Origin of the sequence: Flagellimonas onchidii (assembly GCF_004804315.1) — a bacterium.
In the GTDB taxonomy this organism is placed as follows: domain Bacteria; phylum Bacteroidota; class Bacteroidia; order Flavobacteriales; family Flavobacteriaceae; genus Flagellimonas; species Flagellimonas onchidii.
Map to the genome: position 1 here is coordinate 25,583 of NZ_SRXX01000006.1, position 14,489 is coordinate 40,071.

The 14,489-nt window shown below is 39.2% G+C and carries 17 protein-coding genes and 5 tRNA genes; 1 reads left to right on the forward strand and 21 read right to left on the reverse strand.

What is annotated here, in order from left to right:
- Positions 1-7: 7 nt before the first annotated feature.
- The 21 genes from rplL to E4661_RS07865 form a co-directional block, all read right to left on the reverse strand.
- Entirely contained in the window at positions 8-388 is a 381-nt protein-coding gene (gene rplL / locus E4661_RS07765; RefSeq protein ID WP_136466273.1) for a 50S ribosomal protein L7/L12, read from the reverse strand.
- 53 nt (positions 389-441) lie between these two features.
- Entirely contained in the window at positions 442-960 is a 519-nt protein-coding gene (gene rplJ, locus E4661_RS07770) for a 50S ribosomal protein L10 (protein WP_136466274.1), read from the reverse strand.
- 22 nt (positions 961-982) lie between these two features.
- On the reverse strand, positions 983-1,675 hold the full coding sequence (gene rplA / locus E4661_RS07775) for a 50S ribosomal protein L1 (RefSeq protein ID WP_136466275.1): 693 nt from the start codon (positions 1,673-1,675) through the stop codon (positions 983-985).
- 19 nt (positions 1,676-1,694) lie between these two features.
- The gene (gene rplK, locus E4661_RS07780; protein WP_136466276.1) at positions 1,695-2,132 is read right to left on the reverse strand and encodes a 50S ribosomal protein L11; all 438 of its coding nucleotides are present in this window, start codon (positions 2,130-2,132) and stop codon (positions 1,695-1,697) included.
- Between the two features lie 99 nt (positions 2,133-2,231).
- Positions 2,232-2,783: a transcription termination/antitermination protein NusG gene (nusG, locus tag E4661_RS07785; protein ID WP_136466277.1), complete on the reverse strand. Its 552-nt coding sequence runs from the start codon at positions 2,781-2,783 to the stop codon at positions 2,232-2,234.
- A 7-nt stretch (positions 2,784-2,790) separates the two neighbouring features.
- Positions 2,791-2,979, reverse strand: coding sequence for a preprotein translocase subunit SecE (secE, locus tag E4661_RS07790; RefSeq protein WP_136466278.1), 189 nt, complete (start codon positions 2,977-2,979; stop codon positions 2,791-2,793).
- 18 nt (positions 2,980-2,997) lie between these two features.
- Positions 2,998-3,070, reverse strand: a tRNA-Trp gene (locus E4661_RS07795).
- 119 nt (positions 3,071-3,189) lie between these two features.
- Complete coding sequence (gene tuf, locus E4661_RS07800; RefSeq protein ID WP_136466279.1) at positions 3,190-4,377, reverse strand: elongation factor Tu; 1,188 nt, start codon at positions 4,375-4,377, stop codon at positions 3,190-3,192.
- Positions 4,378-4,424: 47 nt separating this feature from the next.
- Positions 4,425-4,496 (reverse strand) — tRNA-Thr (locus E4661_RS07805).
- Between the two features lie 81 nt (positions 4,497-4,577).
- A tRNA-Gly gene (locus tag E4661_RS07810) sits at positions 4,578-4,650 on the reverse strand.
- 84 nt (positions 4,651-4,734) lie between these two features.
- Positions 4,735-4,816 (reverse strand) — tRNA-Tyr (locus E4661_RS07815).
- A 22-nt stretch (positions 4,817-4,838) separates the two neighbouring features.
- A tRNA-Thr gene (locus E4661_RS07820) sits at positions 4,839-4,912 on the reverse strand.
- Positions 4,913-5,013: 101 nt separating this feature from the next.
- Positions 5,014-5,316, reverse strand: coding sequence for a ribosome hibernation-promoting factor, HPF/YfiA family (gene hpf, locus E4661_RS07825; RefSeq protein WP_136466280.1), 303 nt, complete (start codon positions 5,314-5,316; stop codon positions 5,014-5,016).
- Positions 5,317-5,376: 60 nt separating this feature from the next.
- Positions 5,377-6,267 (reverse strand): tyrosine-type recombinase/integrase, encoded by an 891-nt coding sequence (locus E4661_RS07830; RefSeq protein WP_136466281.1) that lies wholly within the window; start codon positions 6,265-6,267, stop codon positions 5,377-5,379.
- Positions 6,268-6,357: 90 nt separating this feature from the next.
- Positions 6,358-6,552, reverse strand: coding sequence for a 30S ribosomal protein S21 (rpsU, locus tag E4661_RS07835; protein WP_073181465.1), 195 nt, complete (start codon positions 6,550-6,552; stop codon positions 6,358-6,360).
- 68 nt (positions 6,553-6,620) lie between these two features.
- Positions 6,621-7,760, reverse strand: a complete 1,140-nt coding sequence (locus E4661_RS07840; protein WP_136466460.1) for an acyl-CoA dehydrogenase family protein — start codon at positions 7,758-7,760, stop codon at positions 6,621-6,623.
- A 34-nt stretch (positions 7,761-7,794) separates the two neighbouring features.
- A complete protein-coding gene (locus tag E4661_RS07845; protein ID WP_136466282.1) occupies positions 7,795-8,664 on the reverse strand; it encodes a ComEA family DNA-binding protein in 870 nt (289 codons plus the stop codon).
- A gap of 8 nt (positions 8,665-8,672) precedes the next feature.
- Entirely contained in the window at positions 8,673-10,289 is a 1,617-nt protein-coding gene (locus tag E4661_RS07850; protein ID WP_136466283.1) for an alanine/glycine:cation symporter family protein, read from the reverse strand.
- An 86-nt stretch (positions 10,290-10,375) separates the two neighbouring features.
- Complete coding sequence (locus E4661_RS07855; RefSeq protein ID WP_136466284.1) at positions 10,376-11,383, reverse strand: potassium channel family protein; 1,008 nt, start codon at positions 11,381-11,383, stop codon at positions 10,376-10,378.
- Between the two features lie 2 nt (positions 11,384-11,385).
- Positions 11,386-11,613, reverse strand: a complete 228-nt coding sequence (locus E4661_RS07860; protein WP_073181456.1) for a PspC domain-containing protein — start codon at positions 11,611-11,613, stop codon at positions 11,386-11,388.
- Between the two features lie 9 nt (positions 11,614-11,622).
- Positions 11,623-12,903, reverse strand: a complete 1,281-nt coding sequence (locus E4661_RS07865; RefSeq protein ID WP_136466285.1) for a DUF2851 family protein — start codon at positions 12,901-12,903, stop codon at positions 11,623-11,625.
- A gap of 262 nt (positions 12,904-13,165) precedes the next feature.
- Between E4661_RS07865 and E4661_RS07870 the strand changes: the two genes are divergently transcribed.
- Positions 13,166-14,440 (forward strand): M14 family metallopeptidase, encoded by a 1,275-nt coding sequence (locus tag E4661_RS07870; RefSeq protein ID WP_240751428.1) that lies wholly within the window; start codon positions 13,166-13,168, stop codon positions 14,438-14,440.
- Positions 14,441-14,489 lie beyond the last annotated feature (49 nt).

A 14,489-nucleotide genomic window follows, 5' to 3' on the forward strand; every position in this document is an offset into this window, starting at 1 on the left:
AAAGCTATTATTTAAGCTCAACTTCTGCTCCTGCTTCTTCCAATGATTTTTTGATACCTTCTGCCTCATCTTTGGCAACACCTTCTTTAACAGCTTTTGGTGCGCTGTCAACGATGTCTTTAGCATCTTTTAATCCAAGACCAGTCAATTCCTTAACTAGTTTTACAACTGCCAATTTAGAACCACCAGCAGCAGTAAGGATTACATCAAATTCTGATTTTTCCTCTGCAGCTTCTTCACCACCACCGGCAGCACCACCACCAGCAACGGCTACTGCAGCAGCAGCAGGCTCAATACCGTATTCTTCTTTTAATATGTCGGCCAACTCGTTTACCTCTTTTACTGTTAGGTTAACCAACTGTTCTGCAAAATCTTTTAAATCTGCCATTTTTCTATCGTTTAATCAAATTTTTAAAATATACTTAGTTTATTGTGCGCGAATTATTCTTTCTCAGATAATGTCTTAAGGATACCGGCCAATTTACCGCCACCAGATTTAAGTCCAGAAATAACATTCTTGGCTGGTGATTGTAACAATCCGATAATATCCCCAATAACTTCCTCTTTAGACTTGATATTAACAAGTGCTTCAAGGTTTTCATCCCCTACATAAACTGCTTCTTCTATAAAAGCTCCTTTAAGTAAAGGTCTATCTGATTTTTTTCTGAAATTTTTGATAAGTTTCGCAGGTGCATTCCCGGTTTCGGACAACATCAAAGATGTATTGCCTTTCAATACTTCGGGGAGTTCACCAAATTCCTTATCAGAAGCCTCCATTGCTTTTGCAAGCAAGGTGTTCTTAACAACTGCAAGTTTAATATTGGCTTTAAAACAAGCTCTTCTAAGGTTAGAAGTGGTTGTCGCATCCAATCCTGAAATATCCGCCAAATAAATATTAGCGTTATCAGCCAACTGCGCAGTCAAGTCTTCTATTACGATTGCTTTTTCTTCTCTTGTCATAATTAAAATATTGAACTACCAGTTACGAAACTGCTTTTGGATCTAATTGAACACTAGGACTCATAGTACTGGACAAATAGATGCTCTTCATATAAACTCCTTTTGCGGCGGCAGGCTTCATTTTAACTAAAGTATCTAACAATTCCTTAGCATTACCTGCAATCTTATCCGCTGAGAAAGAAGCCTTTCCTATTGCAGCATGTACAATTCCAGTTTTGTCCACTTTAAAATCAATCTTACCAGCTTTAACTTCGGATACTGCTTTTGCGACATCCATAGTTACTGTACCGGTTTTTGGATTGGGCATTAAACCTCTTGGCCCCAAAACTCTACCTAAAGGACCTAGTTTACCCATAACGCTTGGCATGGTGATGATCACATCAACATCGGTCCAACCGCCTTTAATTTTATCCAAATATTCATCCAACCCAACAAAGTCTGCACCCGCTTCTTTAGCTTCTGCTTCCTTATCTGGGGTCACCAATGCTAAAACTTTAACGTCCTTACCAGTTCCATGAGGAAGGGTAACAACACCACGCACCATTTGATTTGCTTTTCGAGGATCTACACCCAAACGAACTGCAAGGTCAATGGAAGCGTCAAATTTTACATTGGTTATTTCTTTTACCAAAGCTGATGCTTCTTCCAAAGAGTACAATTTGTTTTTGTCTATTTTGGAATTAGCGTCTTTTTGCTTTTTAGTCAATCTTGCCATTATAAATTGCTTTAAGATTTTAAAAAGGTCTTTTACCGGCCACTTTAAGTCCCATGGAACGTGCAGTACCCGCAACCATACTCATTGCAGATTCCACTGTAAACGCATTCAAATCGACCATTTTGTCTTCAGCGATTGCTTTTACCTGATCCCATGATACTGAACCAGATTTAACCCTGTTAGGTTCGCCAGATCCTTTTTTAATCTTAGCTGCTTCCATCAATTGAACTGCCGCGGGTGGTGTTTTTACAACAAACTCGAAAGATTTGTCTTTGTAAACGGTGATAACAACAGGTAAAACTTTACCTGGCTTGTCCTGCGTACGAGCATTAAACTGCTTACAGAACTCCATGATGTTAACACCAGCAGCACCTAAGGCGGGTCCAACCGGTGGCGATGGATTCGCAGCACCTCCCCTAACTTGTAATTTAACTACCTTATCTACTTCTTTTGCCATTGTTTTTAATTAAAATGAAAGTGTGTCAATTGGAAGCAACACAACTTTATATATGTAACAGCTCTATTATTTTTCAGATATCTGATATCAGACCTCTGATTAAACTTTTTCAACTTGCATATAGCTGAGCTCTAACGGTGTCTTTCTTCCGAAAATCTTCACCATTACCTCTAGCTTACGTTTTTCTTCATTGATTTTCTCAACAGTTCCATTGAACCCATTGAAAGGACCATCAATAACCTTAACGGTTTCACCCAACACAAATGGAATGGCCACGTTATCTGTATTCACAGCTAGCTCATCCACTTTTCCTAGCATACGGTTTACCTCAGATTTCCTTAATGGAACGGGATCACCGCCTTTAACTTCACCCAAGAAGCCAATGACGTTGGTAATGGAGCGAATAATGTGCACCATTTCCCCACCCAAATTGGCCTTTATCATAATATATCCTGGAAAGTAAACTCTTTCTTTATTGATTTTCTTTCCATTTCGAATCTGAACTACTTTTTCAGTAGGAACAAGAACCTCCTCTAGATAGTCACCAAAACCATTACGCTCCACCTCACTTTCAATGTAACCTTTGATTTTGTTCTCTTGACCACTAACAGCCCTTACTACATACCATTTTTTCTCCAGAACCTCAGACATATCCTAACTACCCTATTATGTTATCAAAATACAATCGAATCAACTTGCTAAAAAGGGAATCAACACCCCAAGTTGCCAATGCAAACAAAATTGAAAAAACAGCAACTACAACCATAAGGTTGGAGGCTTTTTCCCTGTTCAACCAAGTCACATTGCTTTTTAATTCCTCAAATGATTCCTTTATGTACGTGAACATAATTATTGTATTTTCTCGCACGGGCGGAGAGACTCGAACTCCCGACACCTGGTTTTGGAGACCAGTGCTCTACCAACTGAGCTACGCCCGTAAAATTTGGCGTCTTTACTATCTCAAATTTCAGAGATGAACCACACCCGTTTATAATTACACTGAAAGGTATTCCGCCGCAACGGAACACCCTTTAGTGCAATATTTATTGTAAAATGATTAATCTAAAATCTCGGTAACCTGACCAGCACCTACTGTTCTACCACCTTCACGGATAGCGAAACGCAGACCTACGCTCAATGCAATCGGCTGAATCAAATCAACGTTGATGGTCAAGTTATCACCTGGCATAACCATTTCAACTCCATCAGGAAGACCAATGTTCCCTGTTACGTCAGTAGTTCTTACGTAGAACTGTGGACGGTAGTTGTTATGGAATGGCGTGTGACGACCACCTTCTTCTTTTTTAAGGATATAAACCTCAGCTTTGAATTTAGCGTGCGGCTTAACGGAACCTGGCTTACAGATTACCATACCTCTTTTGATATCGGATTTTTCAATACCTCTCAAAAGGATACCTACGTTATCACCAGCTTCACCTCTATCCAAAATCTTACGGAACATCTCAACACCAGTAATTGTAGAAGCTAATTTCTCAGCACCCATACCAATGATATCAACAGCATCACCTGTATTGGCAACACCAGTTTCGATACGTCCTGTAGCAACAGTACCACGACCAGTAATGGTGAATACATCTTCAACAGGCATCAAGAAATCTTTATCTACATCTCTTTTTGGAAGCTCGATCCACTCGTCAACAGCAGTCATTAACTCCATTACGGTATCAACCCACTTTTGCTCACCGTTAAGTGCACCAAGAGCAGAACCAGAGATAACAGGTCCGTTGTCACCATCGTACTCATAGAAAGAAAGCAATTCTCTTACTTCCATCTCAACAAGTTCCAAAAGTTCTTCATCGTCAACCATGTCAACTTTATTCAAGAAAACAACGATTCTTGGAATACCAACCTGACGACCTAAAAGAATGTGCTCACGAGTTTGTGGCATAGGACCATCAGTTGCAGCAACAACCAAGATAGCACCGTCCATTTGAGCAGCACCAGTAACCATGTTCTTTACGTAATCCGCGTGACCTGGACAGTCAACGTGGGCATAGTGACGGTTAGCTGTTTGATACTCTACGTGAGAAGTGTTGATGGTAATACCTCTTTCTTTTTCTTCAGGGGCATTATCAATAGAGTCAAAGCTTCTAAGCTCTGACAATCCCGCGTTAGCCAATACGGTAGTAATAGCAGCGGTCAACGTAGTTTTTCCGTGATCCACGTGGCCAATAGTACCAATATTTAAGTGCGGTTTGGAACGATCAAAAGTTTCCTTTGCCATTTTAAATAATTTTAATCTTAGTTTATATTAGTGTACAAATCGTTTTGAGCCAATGACGAGATTTGAACTCGTGACCTCTTCCTTACCAAGGAAACGCTCTACCCCTGAGCTACACCGGCGTAAAGTGCTGAATCAACTACTTCAAAATAGTTCTCCCATAAATTTGGAAGAGATTCTTGCTTTCGCAAGGATGACTTTAGAGCGGGAGACCGGGTTCGAACCGGCGACATTCAGCTTGGAAGGCTGACGCTCTACCAACTGAGCTACTCCCGCATTTTTTATTTGGGCTAAACCCAAAAAACACTTCAATATTTCAAAAAACTTCTCAAAACAAACTTTCTTTCAAAAATTTGTTTGTGGGGAGAGCAGGATTCGAACCTGCGAAGACATAGTCAGCAGATTTACAGTCTGCCCTCGTTGGCCGCTTGAGTATCTCCCCGCCTTATTTTCAATATGTTACGAGCCGATGGAGGGACTCGAACCCACGACCTGCTGATTACAAATCAGCTGCTCTAGCCAGCTGAGCTACATCGGCATTTTATGGCCTTTTTTCCATAAAAAAAGCCCGCTATTTCTAACGGACTGCAAATGTATATATTTATTTTTTTAATCAAAATAAATTTTGAAAAATTTTCATCAAGCTTTTGCTCTAAGTTTTTCTTTCTTTTTAACCAATTGTCTCTCCAACGAACTACAGGCAGAATCCACTGCTTCCTCAAAAGTTTTGCATTGTTTCTTTACAATAAAATTATCCCTAGGCACCAACACCTTAATTTCCACTATCTTATTTTCTTTTGCACTTGTATTATCAACCTTTAAATATACATCGGAACCAATGACCTTGTCATAGAATTGTTCCAATTTATCCATTCGCTTTTGGACAAAATCCATCAGCTTTCCATCAGCTACAAAATTTACCGATTGCGTATTTACTTTCATAAGATTTAGTTTTTAGGGCTACCTTTTGGCAGACTGGTTAAACAATTATAAGGAATGGGGCTATCCCTTATTTCTTGGATGGGCCTTGGCATGCACCTTTTTAAGTTCGGCTATACTATTGTGTGTATACACCTGGGTAGACGCCAAACTTGAATGACCCAATAACTCTTTCACAGCATTCATGTCCGCTCCCCTGTTCAGCAGATGCGTGGCAAAAGTGTGTCTCAGAATATGCGGACTCTTTTTTACCTTAGGGGATACCAAACTAAAATACTTATTTATGGTACGATAAACAAGTGTTTCGTAAATTTTAAGCCCTCCTTTGGTTAAAAAAAGATACGAGGCATCCACCACCTCTTCTAGTTCATTTCGATACTTCAAATACCTTAACACTACTTCTATGGTGCTAGGCAAAAGAGGCAGTATACGCTCCTTATTTCTTTTTCCCAACACTTTTAAGGTATTACCGGATCGGTCATAATCCGTAAGTTTAATATTCACCAATTCTGTCCTACGCATTCCTGTCGCGTATAATAACTCCACAATCAATCTATCGCGAGCACCTTCAAAACTTTCTTCGAAAGGAATCTCAGAGAGAATTTTTTCCATCTCTTCTTCTGAAAAAGGCACTTCCAACTTCTTTTTCGTTTTTAGAGCTTTATGTTTTTTTAAAGGAGTAACCGAAATCTGCCCAATTTTCTGCAAAAACCGATAGTAAGCCCGAAGGGAGGATATTTTTCTGTTTATAGTACGATTCGAAATCTTTTTGCCAACTAAGGAGATAATCCAGCCTCTAATGACAGGATAATCAATATCATCTATGGAGCTTAAGTCGTAATCAGAGCGGCAAAAATTCATAAACGTTTCTAAATCCCTTTGATAAGCCAGGATGGTATGCTCAGAATAATTCTTTTCAAGTCTGAGATAGGATATGAAAGCAGCTAAGGACATATTCAAAGTTACCCAAACAGTTCAGCTATTGCAACAAAAAAAATCCCGCTCCTATTGGAACGGGATTCTTAATTTGTTTGTGTCAAAGACCTAAATCTCTTCTTGATCTCTAAGTCCTTGTATATATTGAGCTTTTTGAATTTCAGCTCTACGCTTTACAGAAGGTTTTGTAAACTGCTGCCTTTTTCTCAACTGGCGCATTGTACCTGTCTTATCAAACTTACGCTTGAAACGCTTTAAAGCTCTATCGATGTTTTCTCCTTCTTTTACTGGTATTATTAACATGGGCTACAACCTCCTCTCTTTTAGATTTTGGAGTGCAAATATACAAGTATTAATTAGTAATGGGCAAATTACTTTAGAATATTTCTTGAAATGACCACTTTTTGGATTTCGGTGGTGCCTTCTCCAATGGTACACAGCTTGGCATCACGATAAAATTTCTCTACAGGAAAATCTTTGGTATAGCCATATCCGCCATGAATTTGAACCGCCTCATTGGCGGCCTTTACGCAAATTTCAGAGGCATACATCTTCGACATGGCACCCAATTTGGTCATGGGTCTACCTTCATTCTTTAGAAAGGCAGCCTTATGCAAAAGCAGTTCGGCAGCTTCAATTTCCGTAGCCATATCTGCCAATTTGAAAGATATTCCCTGAAACTCACTTATAGGTTTCCCGAACTGAACTCTTTCCTTGGAGTATTTAAGGGCTGCTTCATACGACCCTTTGGCCACACCAAGCGACAGGGCTCCGATGGAAATCCTTCCACCATCCAGTACTTTCATCGATTGGATAAAACCATCTCCAACTTTCCCAAGTCTATTTGCGTCAGATATACGACAGTCTGAAAATATCAATTCTGCCGTCTCGCTGGCACGCATTCCCAATTTATCCTCTTTTTTACCACTTGTAAACCCTGGTGTTCCTTTTTCGATGGCAAAAGCTGTCATCCCATGGCTATCTCCTTTTTCTCCGGTCCTAGCAATCACAACGGCAATATCTCCGCTCTTGCCATGGGTTATGAAATTTTTAGCACCATTCAAAACCCAGTGGTCCCCATCTTTTACAGCAGTGGTGTTCATTCCACCAGCGTCTGAACCAGTATTATGTTCAGTCAGTCCCCATGCCCCCAACCATTCTGCAGTGGCCAATTTAGGAATCCATCTTTGTTTCTGTTCCTCATTTCCAAAGGATAAAATATGATTTGTACAAAGTGAATTATGCGCGGCTACGGAAAGCCCTATAGCAGGGTCAACCTTTGAAATTTCCTCTAGGATGGCAACATATTCATGATATCCAAGCCCTGAACCTCCTAATTCTTCTGGAACCAAAACACCCATAAAACCCATTTCACCGGCTTTTTTGAATACCTCAATAGGAAAGGTCTGTTTTTCATCCCATTCCATCACATAGGGCAATATATATTGTTGGGCAAATTCCCGCGCAGATTCAGCTACCATCTTTTGGGTATCCGAGTAATCAAAGTTCATTGTGGACATCGTATCCGTAACCATCAGCTCAATTTTATAGGGTCAAATATAGCTTAATTCTATCAATCCTTTCGACAGGGAACGACTCTATATTCTTAAGTACTTCGAAAGAATCAAAGGGTCCATTTTGTTCTCGAAAAGTGACTATTTTCTTGGCCAAATCCTTCCCTATATATATTAAACGTGCCAATTGTTCGGCTGTTGCATTATTGATGTTGATTTTTAGAACCTTTGGCGGCTGAATCACCTTAAATTGATCTAGTACGCGTTGCACTACGTCGGATTCCAAACCGTAGACATCGTTCAATTGCTCATTAATTAGAAATCCTCCAAGCCTGTCTCTAAACTTAATGATTCGTCCAGACAACTTATCTCCTATTCCTCTAACTTTTTTGAGTTGTTCAGCGGTTGCCGAATTCAAATCGATGATTTCAACAGGACTTTCCATCGTTCTGGCGGACTTCCTTGTGCTCTTGGTTTCGCCATTTCTCTGGGTCCATTTAGGAAAATTAAAATAGGGTGAAATTGCAGTAAGCATGGAGTCGGATATTTGGGTCACTTCTTGAAATTCGGAAGCGGAATTAATGAATTTGCCCGTCTTTCGAAAAGCAAACAATTTGTCAAGCTCTTCTGTTGACATGCCCAAAGCATATCCTCTGTAATCACTAATGTAATTTGGGTTAAAAGGAAAGATTTTTGTCTTTTTTTCTTGCAATGCTAAAAATCGGAGGCTATCCACACTGGTTTGCATAGCCATGTCCACCGTTACCTTGGCCTCACCTCCAAAAGGCTTTGTTTTTATATAAAAGTATGCTCCTTGAAGAATAACGATAATGAGGAGTAAAAAGAAAATCCCACTTCGTTCTTGTTTATTGAATCTAAAGTGGGATTTTATTTTATTCAATGTGAAATTTATTTGCTCTTCACAAAATTCTTGATATCCGTAAGATACTTGTCCATCTCTTCCCTAACCCTAGGGAATAAGAACAATAATCCAATCATATTTGGGAATACCAGCGCCAAAATCATGGCGTCGGAAAATTTGATTACGGCATCTAGTGTAGCACCAGCCCCGATGACCACAAACAAAAGGAACATTACTTTGTATACAATATCTGCTGTTCTCCCTCTTCCGAAAAGGAATTTCCATGATTGCAACCCGTAATATGACCAAGAAATCATTGTGGAAAATGCGAACATAATAATAGCAATCGTCAGTACATATCTAAATCCTGGAATAACAGAGTCATAGGCCATAGAAGTCAAATCAACTCCTCCCACATAAGCTCCTGATTCATTAAGCAGCACTGTACTACCTACAGCGTTTCCATAATCAAAAGCACCTGCATCCATATTAAAAAAGATAATTACCAAAGCGGTCATGGTGCATATGACCACGGTATCGATAAATGGTTCCAATAGCGCAACTACACCTTCACTAGCTGGATATTTTGTCTTTACTGCAGAGTGAGCAATAGCTGCCGAACCAGCGCCCGCTTCGTTGGAAAAAGCTGCTCTCTGAAAACCGACAATAATTACACCAACAATACCTCCGAGTCCAGCGGCAGGTGTAAAAGCACCGCCGATGATCATTCCAAACGCATCCCCAATGTATTCGATATTGGCAAAAATGATGACCAAGGAGGCTAAAACATAGACCCCAGCCATAAACGGAACTATTTTCTCAGTTACACTGGCAATTTTCTTAATACCACCGATAATCACAATTCCCACCAATAACGCCAAAACCACACCGATAATAACACCAGTGGCTCCACCTTCCAAACTCAACATCGTAGAAAGTTGCACCGCGGCTTGGTTAGACTGAAATGCATTACCTCCACCAAATGATGCGCCTACACATAGAATGGCAAAAATGATGGCCAAAACTTTTCCAAGTCCAGTAAATCCTCTTTCTTTCAATCCCTTGGACAGATAATACATGGGACCGCCATATACAGTACCGTCTTCTCCTACGTCTCTATACTTTACACCTAGGGTACATTCCACGAATTTGGTGGACATTCCTATTAAACCACAAGCAATCATCCAAAAGGTAGCTCCGGGACCACCCAACGCAATTGCAACGGCCACACCAGCAATATTTCCTAAACCTACTGTTCCAGAAACCGCAGTGGCCAAAGCTTGAAAATGGCTTACCTCTCCTTCCTTGCTTTCATCCTTTATTGTACCGGGTAAATCTCCGTCTGGTGCGCTCAATTCTGTTTTTTCCACACTATGATGATCCAACTCATCATATTTTCCTCTTACCGTATTTATGGCCAACCCAAACTTGGTTATGTTAGGAAATTTGAATTTTATGGTAAAAAATGTAGCTCCAAATATTAGTAGAATAAGCACTAAAGGCATGTTGTATTCCCCAATTGGAATCGATGTTAACACAAAGCCTTCCCACCAAGTGGCAAAAGGCATAAAGGCATCGTTAACCCTCTCGTCCAAACCCTTTTCCTGTGCATTTGACATTAAGGGTAGTAAAAGAGAAATCATCGCAAGAAGTTTATACTTCATAATGTTCTATTTGGTTATGTTAATTTGATGTATAGTGGGCAATATCCTAAAAAAATTCAACGGAATCAAATTTAAAAGTTAGAAAACTACCCTATCTGAAACATTTGGTTGAGCTTTTTTATCTGCTCTGGTCGTCCTAAAACAATGACTTTCCCTTTAGGTTCCAACACCAAATCAGCTTCGGGATTTATAATATAATTTCCGTTGGGTTCTATATAACCTATAATGGTACAACCTGTTCTTTTTCGCAAATCCAAGTCGCGAAGGGAATTACATTCAATTTGATCCGTAAAATCCTCAATCTCTACCTCTTCAAGATTGGTAGTATGCTCCCCCTCGACTGATAATTTATTGATAAAGGTCACCAAGTCTGGCATGACCACTAAAGACGCCATATAATCCCCTCCTATTTTATCGGGCATAATTACCTTGTTAGCTCCTGCCAATTGAAGTTTGCTCTGAGAGGTGACTTGGGAAGCTCGGGTAATAATGAAAAGACTTTTATTTAATTGTCTTGCCGAGAGAACAATGAAAAGGTTCTCAGCGTCATCAGGAACAGCGGTAATCAGGTATTGCGCGCGTTCAATCCCGGCGGCCAAAAGGGTTTCATCTTCATTGGCATCGCCTTCAACAAACAAAATCTCTTCTTCATAGCGCTCTATGACCTCTTTGTCCTTTTCAACAACTACAAATGGCCTTTTATAGGCCTTCAACTTTTCTGCCGCCTGCATTCCATTTCTTCCAAATCCGCAGACCACGACATGGTCGGACAAGCTGTCAATTTTTTTCTTCACTTTTTTCTTTTTTAAAATCTGGAGCGAATTGCGTCCCAATAGATATTCTGTAATGACCGAAATGGCAAAACCGAAAATAAAAACACTGGTAACAATTAAAAATACGGTAAAAATCTTTGCATTGGCATCCAAAGGCCTTACCTCTGAAAACCCAACCGTTGTGACCGTTATAATGGTCATGTAAACGGCCTCAATCCATGTAAAATCCGAAAGCAGCTTGTACCCGACTACCCCAAAAAGTAGCACGAGCAGCATTAAACTGAGAGCCCACACAATTTTTGAACGCAGTAATCTAATCATAATCAAAGATCAAAGACTGAGGTTCTTTTGGTATAGACCAAATCTTTGATCTTTAACCAAAATGCAATAAAAAGATAAAGGGCGAAACCAAAGCCCAATGTTGCAAAAGTCAGATAAATAAACGTGGTTCGGACTACCCGGGCCCTGATACCCAATCGTTCGGCGATACGCCTACAGACCTCAAAACCTCTTTTTTGAAAGTAGTAGAGGGTATTGTAAAACAAACTCATAATTTAAAATTATGTATTTCTGTTCAATAAATGAGCGCCCAAGGTACAATGAAGACATTTATTTTTTAAACAATAGTTGTTGTACAGTTGAATTTTAGCTTGACTTTCCAATGCGTTCCCAGTGTTCGAACCTAAATTCTTAAATCCATCTATAATGGAATTTTTTTCAGGATTTATTTGGGTGATCAAAGACAATACATCGTTGGTCCAAGCGAGACCCTTATTTTTCGAATAACAGAAACGGAGAGGGACTATAGTATTGATGATTAATAGGTCGATAAAGCTTTTTGAAAGTTTCTTTTTAGTTTTTTTTGATATCCTTCCAAAGGTAAAATGGCTTTCCCAGTACAAGCTGGCCTCCGTTGCCAGAATAGCATGGATATCTTTCACGTGATTGACTTGCATCAATTTGGCAAACAAACTTTGATACCGATGGTAGAGACTCGCTAATTGTGAAATTCGGATGGTTGGGAAATTATTAGGTCGCAACCCAAAGAAACCTGGTTTTTTCATTGGTGGTTCCAGTTCAAACTTTTTTGAGAGATAATCATATTCCTTACGGAGCCCTAAATAATATGAATCGGTACAATCTTCAACATCTAGTAAACCCAAATAACCAAAAAGAAGGCTCTCCAATTGATGTAGATTGGCGCTAGTTTTCCTTATTCTGGAAAAATCCAACTGCAGAGCTCTTTGCACAAAGAAATCTCCATTCACTTTGGAGCCAAAATTCTTCATCAACATTACAAAAAGTACAGCTTCCCAATTATTGTTGGTTTTTTGAAGTAGTTCGGAAATGAGTTTTGACTTTTGCTCCAGTCGCTCTATGTAAAGTCTTTCCAAAAAATTGTCCACCAAAAAGGAATCTAGCTGGGCAAAATCCTTTTCACAATTAATAAAAGTGGGATTAAAATGTTGAAACAGTTGTTGATACTTCCTTAAAACCTGAGAAGAGATATAATTTTTTAACTCCAAAGTCGGAATCTGGGAACCATCTTTTCTAAAAACAGCGATATCGTCCTCCCATACCACATGCAGAATTACATTGTCGTAATTGGAATCCGTTTCGTGATGGTGGATATACCAATCTGATGATTTGAGGTGCATTTCTACATTGCCAGCCCATAGCTGACCACCAACCTCGACTTGCGCATTAAAAAAATCCGGACCAGCCAATAGATTTAAGCTTCCTGTTTTTTTAATAACAACGTTTTCGGAGGTTGATGTGGTAAGTGGTCGTCCTTGAAGCTTATCGCACCTCCATATAAAATGGAGTAGGTCTTCCCGCATTGTTCAAGCTTTGTTATTTCTGTTCAAAAGACTTGTTGTCTACAAATGTATGAAATCTTCATTTCAAGCCTATTTATCCATTTGAAAAACTACAATCCAGAAGTTGAATTTTCAACAGTAAAGTTTTTTTTATAAATTTATTCATCATATCAATACGTATTTGTACAACCTCTTCATATACAAAACGTAGTTGATACTCAACCCAAAGTGTTATTTCTCAATCTTTTGTTTGATTTAATCAATCGAGACAAATACGTATGTAATGCATTTTTCAATCAAGACCAGTATTGAAGCTTATAAACTTTTTCTAGTGCTGCATCTAATTTCAACCCCTTTTGTGTTTGAGATGGATGCCCAAACAGCGCTAAAGGAAGTTTATTTCCCTAAAAGTGTAAACACTATTTCAAGGAGCATCTCATTTCAGAATAAACAAACATTTGAATTGACTGATATCGGTATATATGCCAGTAACGAATTTCAAGGAGCTCGCCTAAACGATTTTAAAAAGCTAAATGACAGCACTGTTGCCGTATTCATTGAACCCGAAAACATACCTATCAATAACAGTGCTTATTATTCCTTCTTAATATGGGCCGAGAGCGAAAAAGAAATATACCTAAACTTTAAATACCCCTCTAAATACAAGCACCGATACAGGCCTAAGATAAAACGTGTGGATCACGGCTGGAAAAAATTAAAGAAAAAAGATGTTATAAAAGATGGTAATGGAGCCATCATAAAAATACACGTTGACAAAACCCCTATTTTGGTATCCGCCCAAGAATTATCAACATCAAAAGCTACCGAAAAATGGATAAACACCTTAGTTTCTGGCAGAGAAGATTATGTGCATCTATTATCGGCGGGCAAATCCAAATTTCAAAGAAACATTCCTGTTTTGGATATTTACAAAGGTTCAAAACAAGGAAAGCCCATTGTGGTGCTACTAACACGTCAACATCCGCCAGAAATCACAGGTTTTTTTGCCTACCAGTTTTTTTTAGAGACCATATTGGAAGAATCGGAACTTTCTAAGACCTTTTTTGAGAAATATAGGGTTTTGGCTTTCCCTATTGTTAATCCGGACGGTGTTGACCTCGGCCACTGGAGGCATAATGGTGGTGGTGTAGATCTTAACAGGGACTGGGCCGTGTTCAACCAACCAGAAACCAGGAATGTTGCAACCTTTATAACCAATTCCAAGAACGATGGCGGAGGTAAAATTATACTGGGGTTAGATTTTCACTCTACATACAAAGATATTTTTTACACCAATAAAACCAGAGCAAAGACCGCCATGCCCAATTTTATTCCCCAGTGGTTCAAAAGTTTGGAAAAAAACATACCTAATTACGAGGTAAATGAAAACAAAAACGATAGTAAAACCCCCAATACCAAAGGATGGTTTTTATATGGTCATGATGCTGTTGGTATAACATATGAGATAGGTGACTCCACACCTAAAAGGAAAATAAAACTTATTGGAAAAGTTTCAGCACTGGAAATGATGAGAATTTTAGTGGAAAACTCGGAATAATGATAAAAACACATAGTCTTTAATAATTGGTATCCCAAATACTGAACCA

Excerpts from the sequence above, each read along its gene's own strand:
- rplL (WP_136466273.1), bottom strand. The coding sequence starts at position 388 with ATGGCAGATTTAAAAGATTTTGCAGAACAGTTGGTTAACCTAACAGTA.
- rplJ (WP_136466274.1), bottom strand. The coding sequence starts at position 960 with ATGACAAGAGAAGAAAAAGCAATCGTAATAGAAGACTTGACTGCGCAG.
- rplA (WP_136466275.1), bottom strand. The coding sequence starts at position 1,675 with ATGGCAAGATTGACTAAAAAGCAAAAAGACGCTAATTCCAAAATAGAC.
- rplK (WP_136466276.1), bottom strand. The coding sequence starts at position 2,132 with ATGGCAAAAGAAGTAGATAAGGTAGTTAAATTACAAGTTAGGGGAGGT.
- nusG (WP_136466277.1), bottom strand. The coding sequence starts at position 2,783 with ATGTCTGAGGTTCTGGAGAAAAAATGGTATGTAGTAAGGGCTGTTAGT.
- secE (WP_136466278.1), bottom strand. The coding sequence starts at position 2,979 with ATGTTCACGTACATAAAGGAATCATTTGAGGAATTAAAAAGCAATGTG.
- tuf (WP_136466279.1), bottom strand. The coding sequence starts at position 4,377 with ATGGCAAAGGAAACTTTTGATCGTTCCAAACCGCACTTAAATATTGGT.
- hpf (WP_136466280.1), bottom strand. The coding sequence starts at position 5,316 with ATGAAAGTAAATACGCAATCGGTAAATTTTGTAGCTGATGGAAAGCTG.
- E4661_RS07830 (WP_136466281.1), bottom strand. The coding sequence starts at position 6,267 with ATGTCCTTAGCTGCTTTCATATCCTATCTCAGACTTGAAAAGAATTAT.
- rpsU (WP_073181465.1), bottom strand. The coding sequence starts at position 6,552 with ATGTTAATAATACCAGTAAAAGAAGGAGAAAACATCGATAGAGCTTTA.
- E4661_RS07840 (WP_136466460.1), bottom strand. The coding sequence starts at position 7,760 with ATGAACTTTGATTACTCGGATACCCAAAAGATGGTAGCTGAATCTGCG.
- E4661_RS07850 (WP_136466283.1), bottom strand. The coding sequence starts at position 10,289 with ATGAAGTATAAACTTCTTGCGATGATTTCTCTTTTACTACCCTTAATG.
- E4661_RS07855 (WP_136466284.1), bottom strand. The coding sequence starts at position 11,383 with ATGATTAGATTACTGCGTTCAAAAATTGTGTGGGCTCTCAGTTTAATG.
- E4661_RS07860 (WP_073181456.1), bottom strand. The coding sequence starts at position 11,613 with ATGAGTTTGTTTTACAATACCCTCTACTACTTTCAAAAAAGAGGTTTT.
- E4661_RS07865 (WP_136466285.1), bottom strand. The coding sequence starts at position 12,903 with ATGCGGGAAGACCTACTCCATTTTATATGGAGGTGCGATAAGCTTCAA.
- E4661_RS07870 (WP_240751428.1), top strand. The coding sequence starts at position 13,166 with ATGCATTTTTCAATCAAGACCAGTATTGAAGCTTATAAACTTTTTCTA.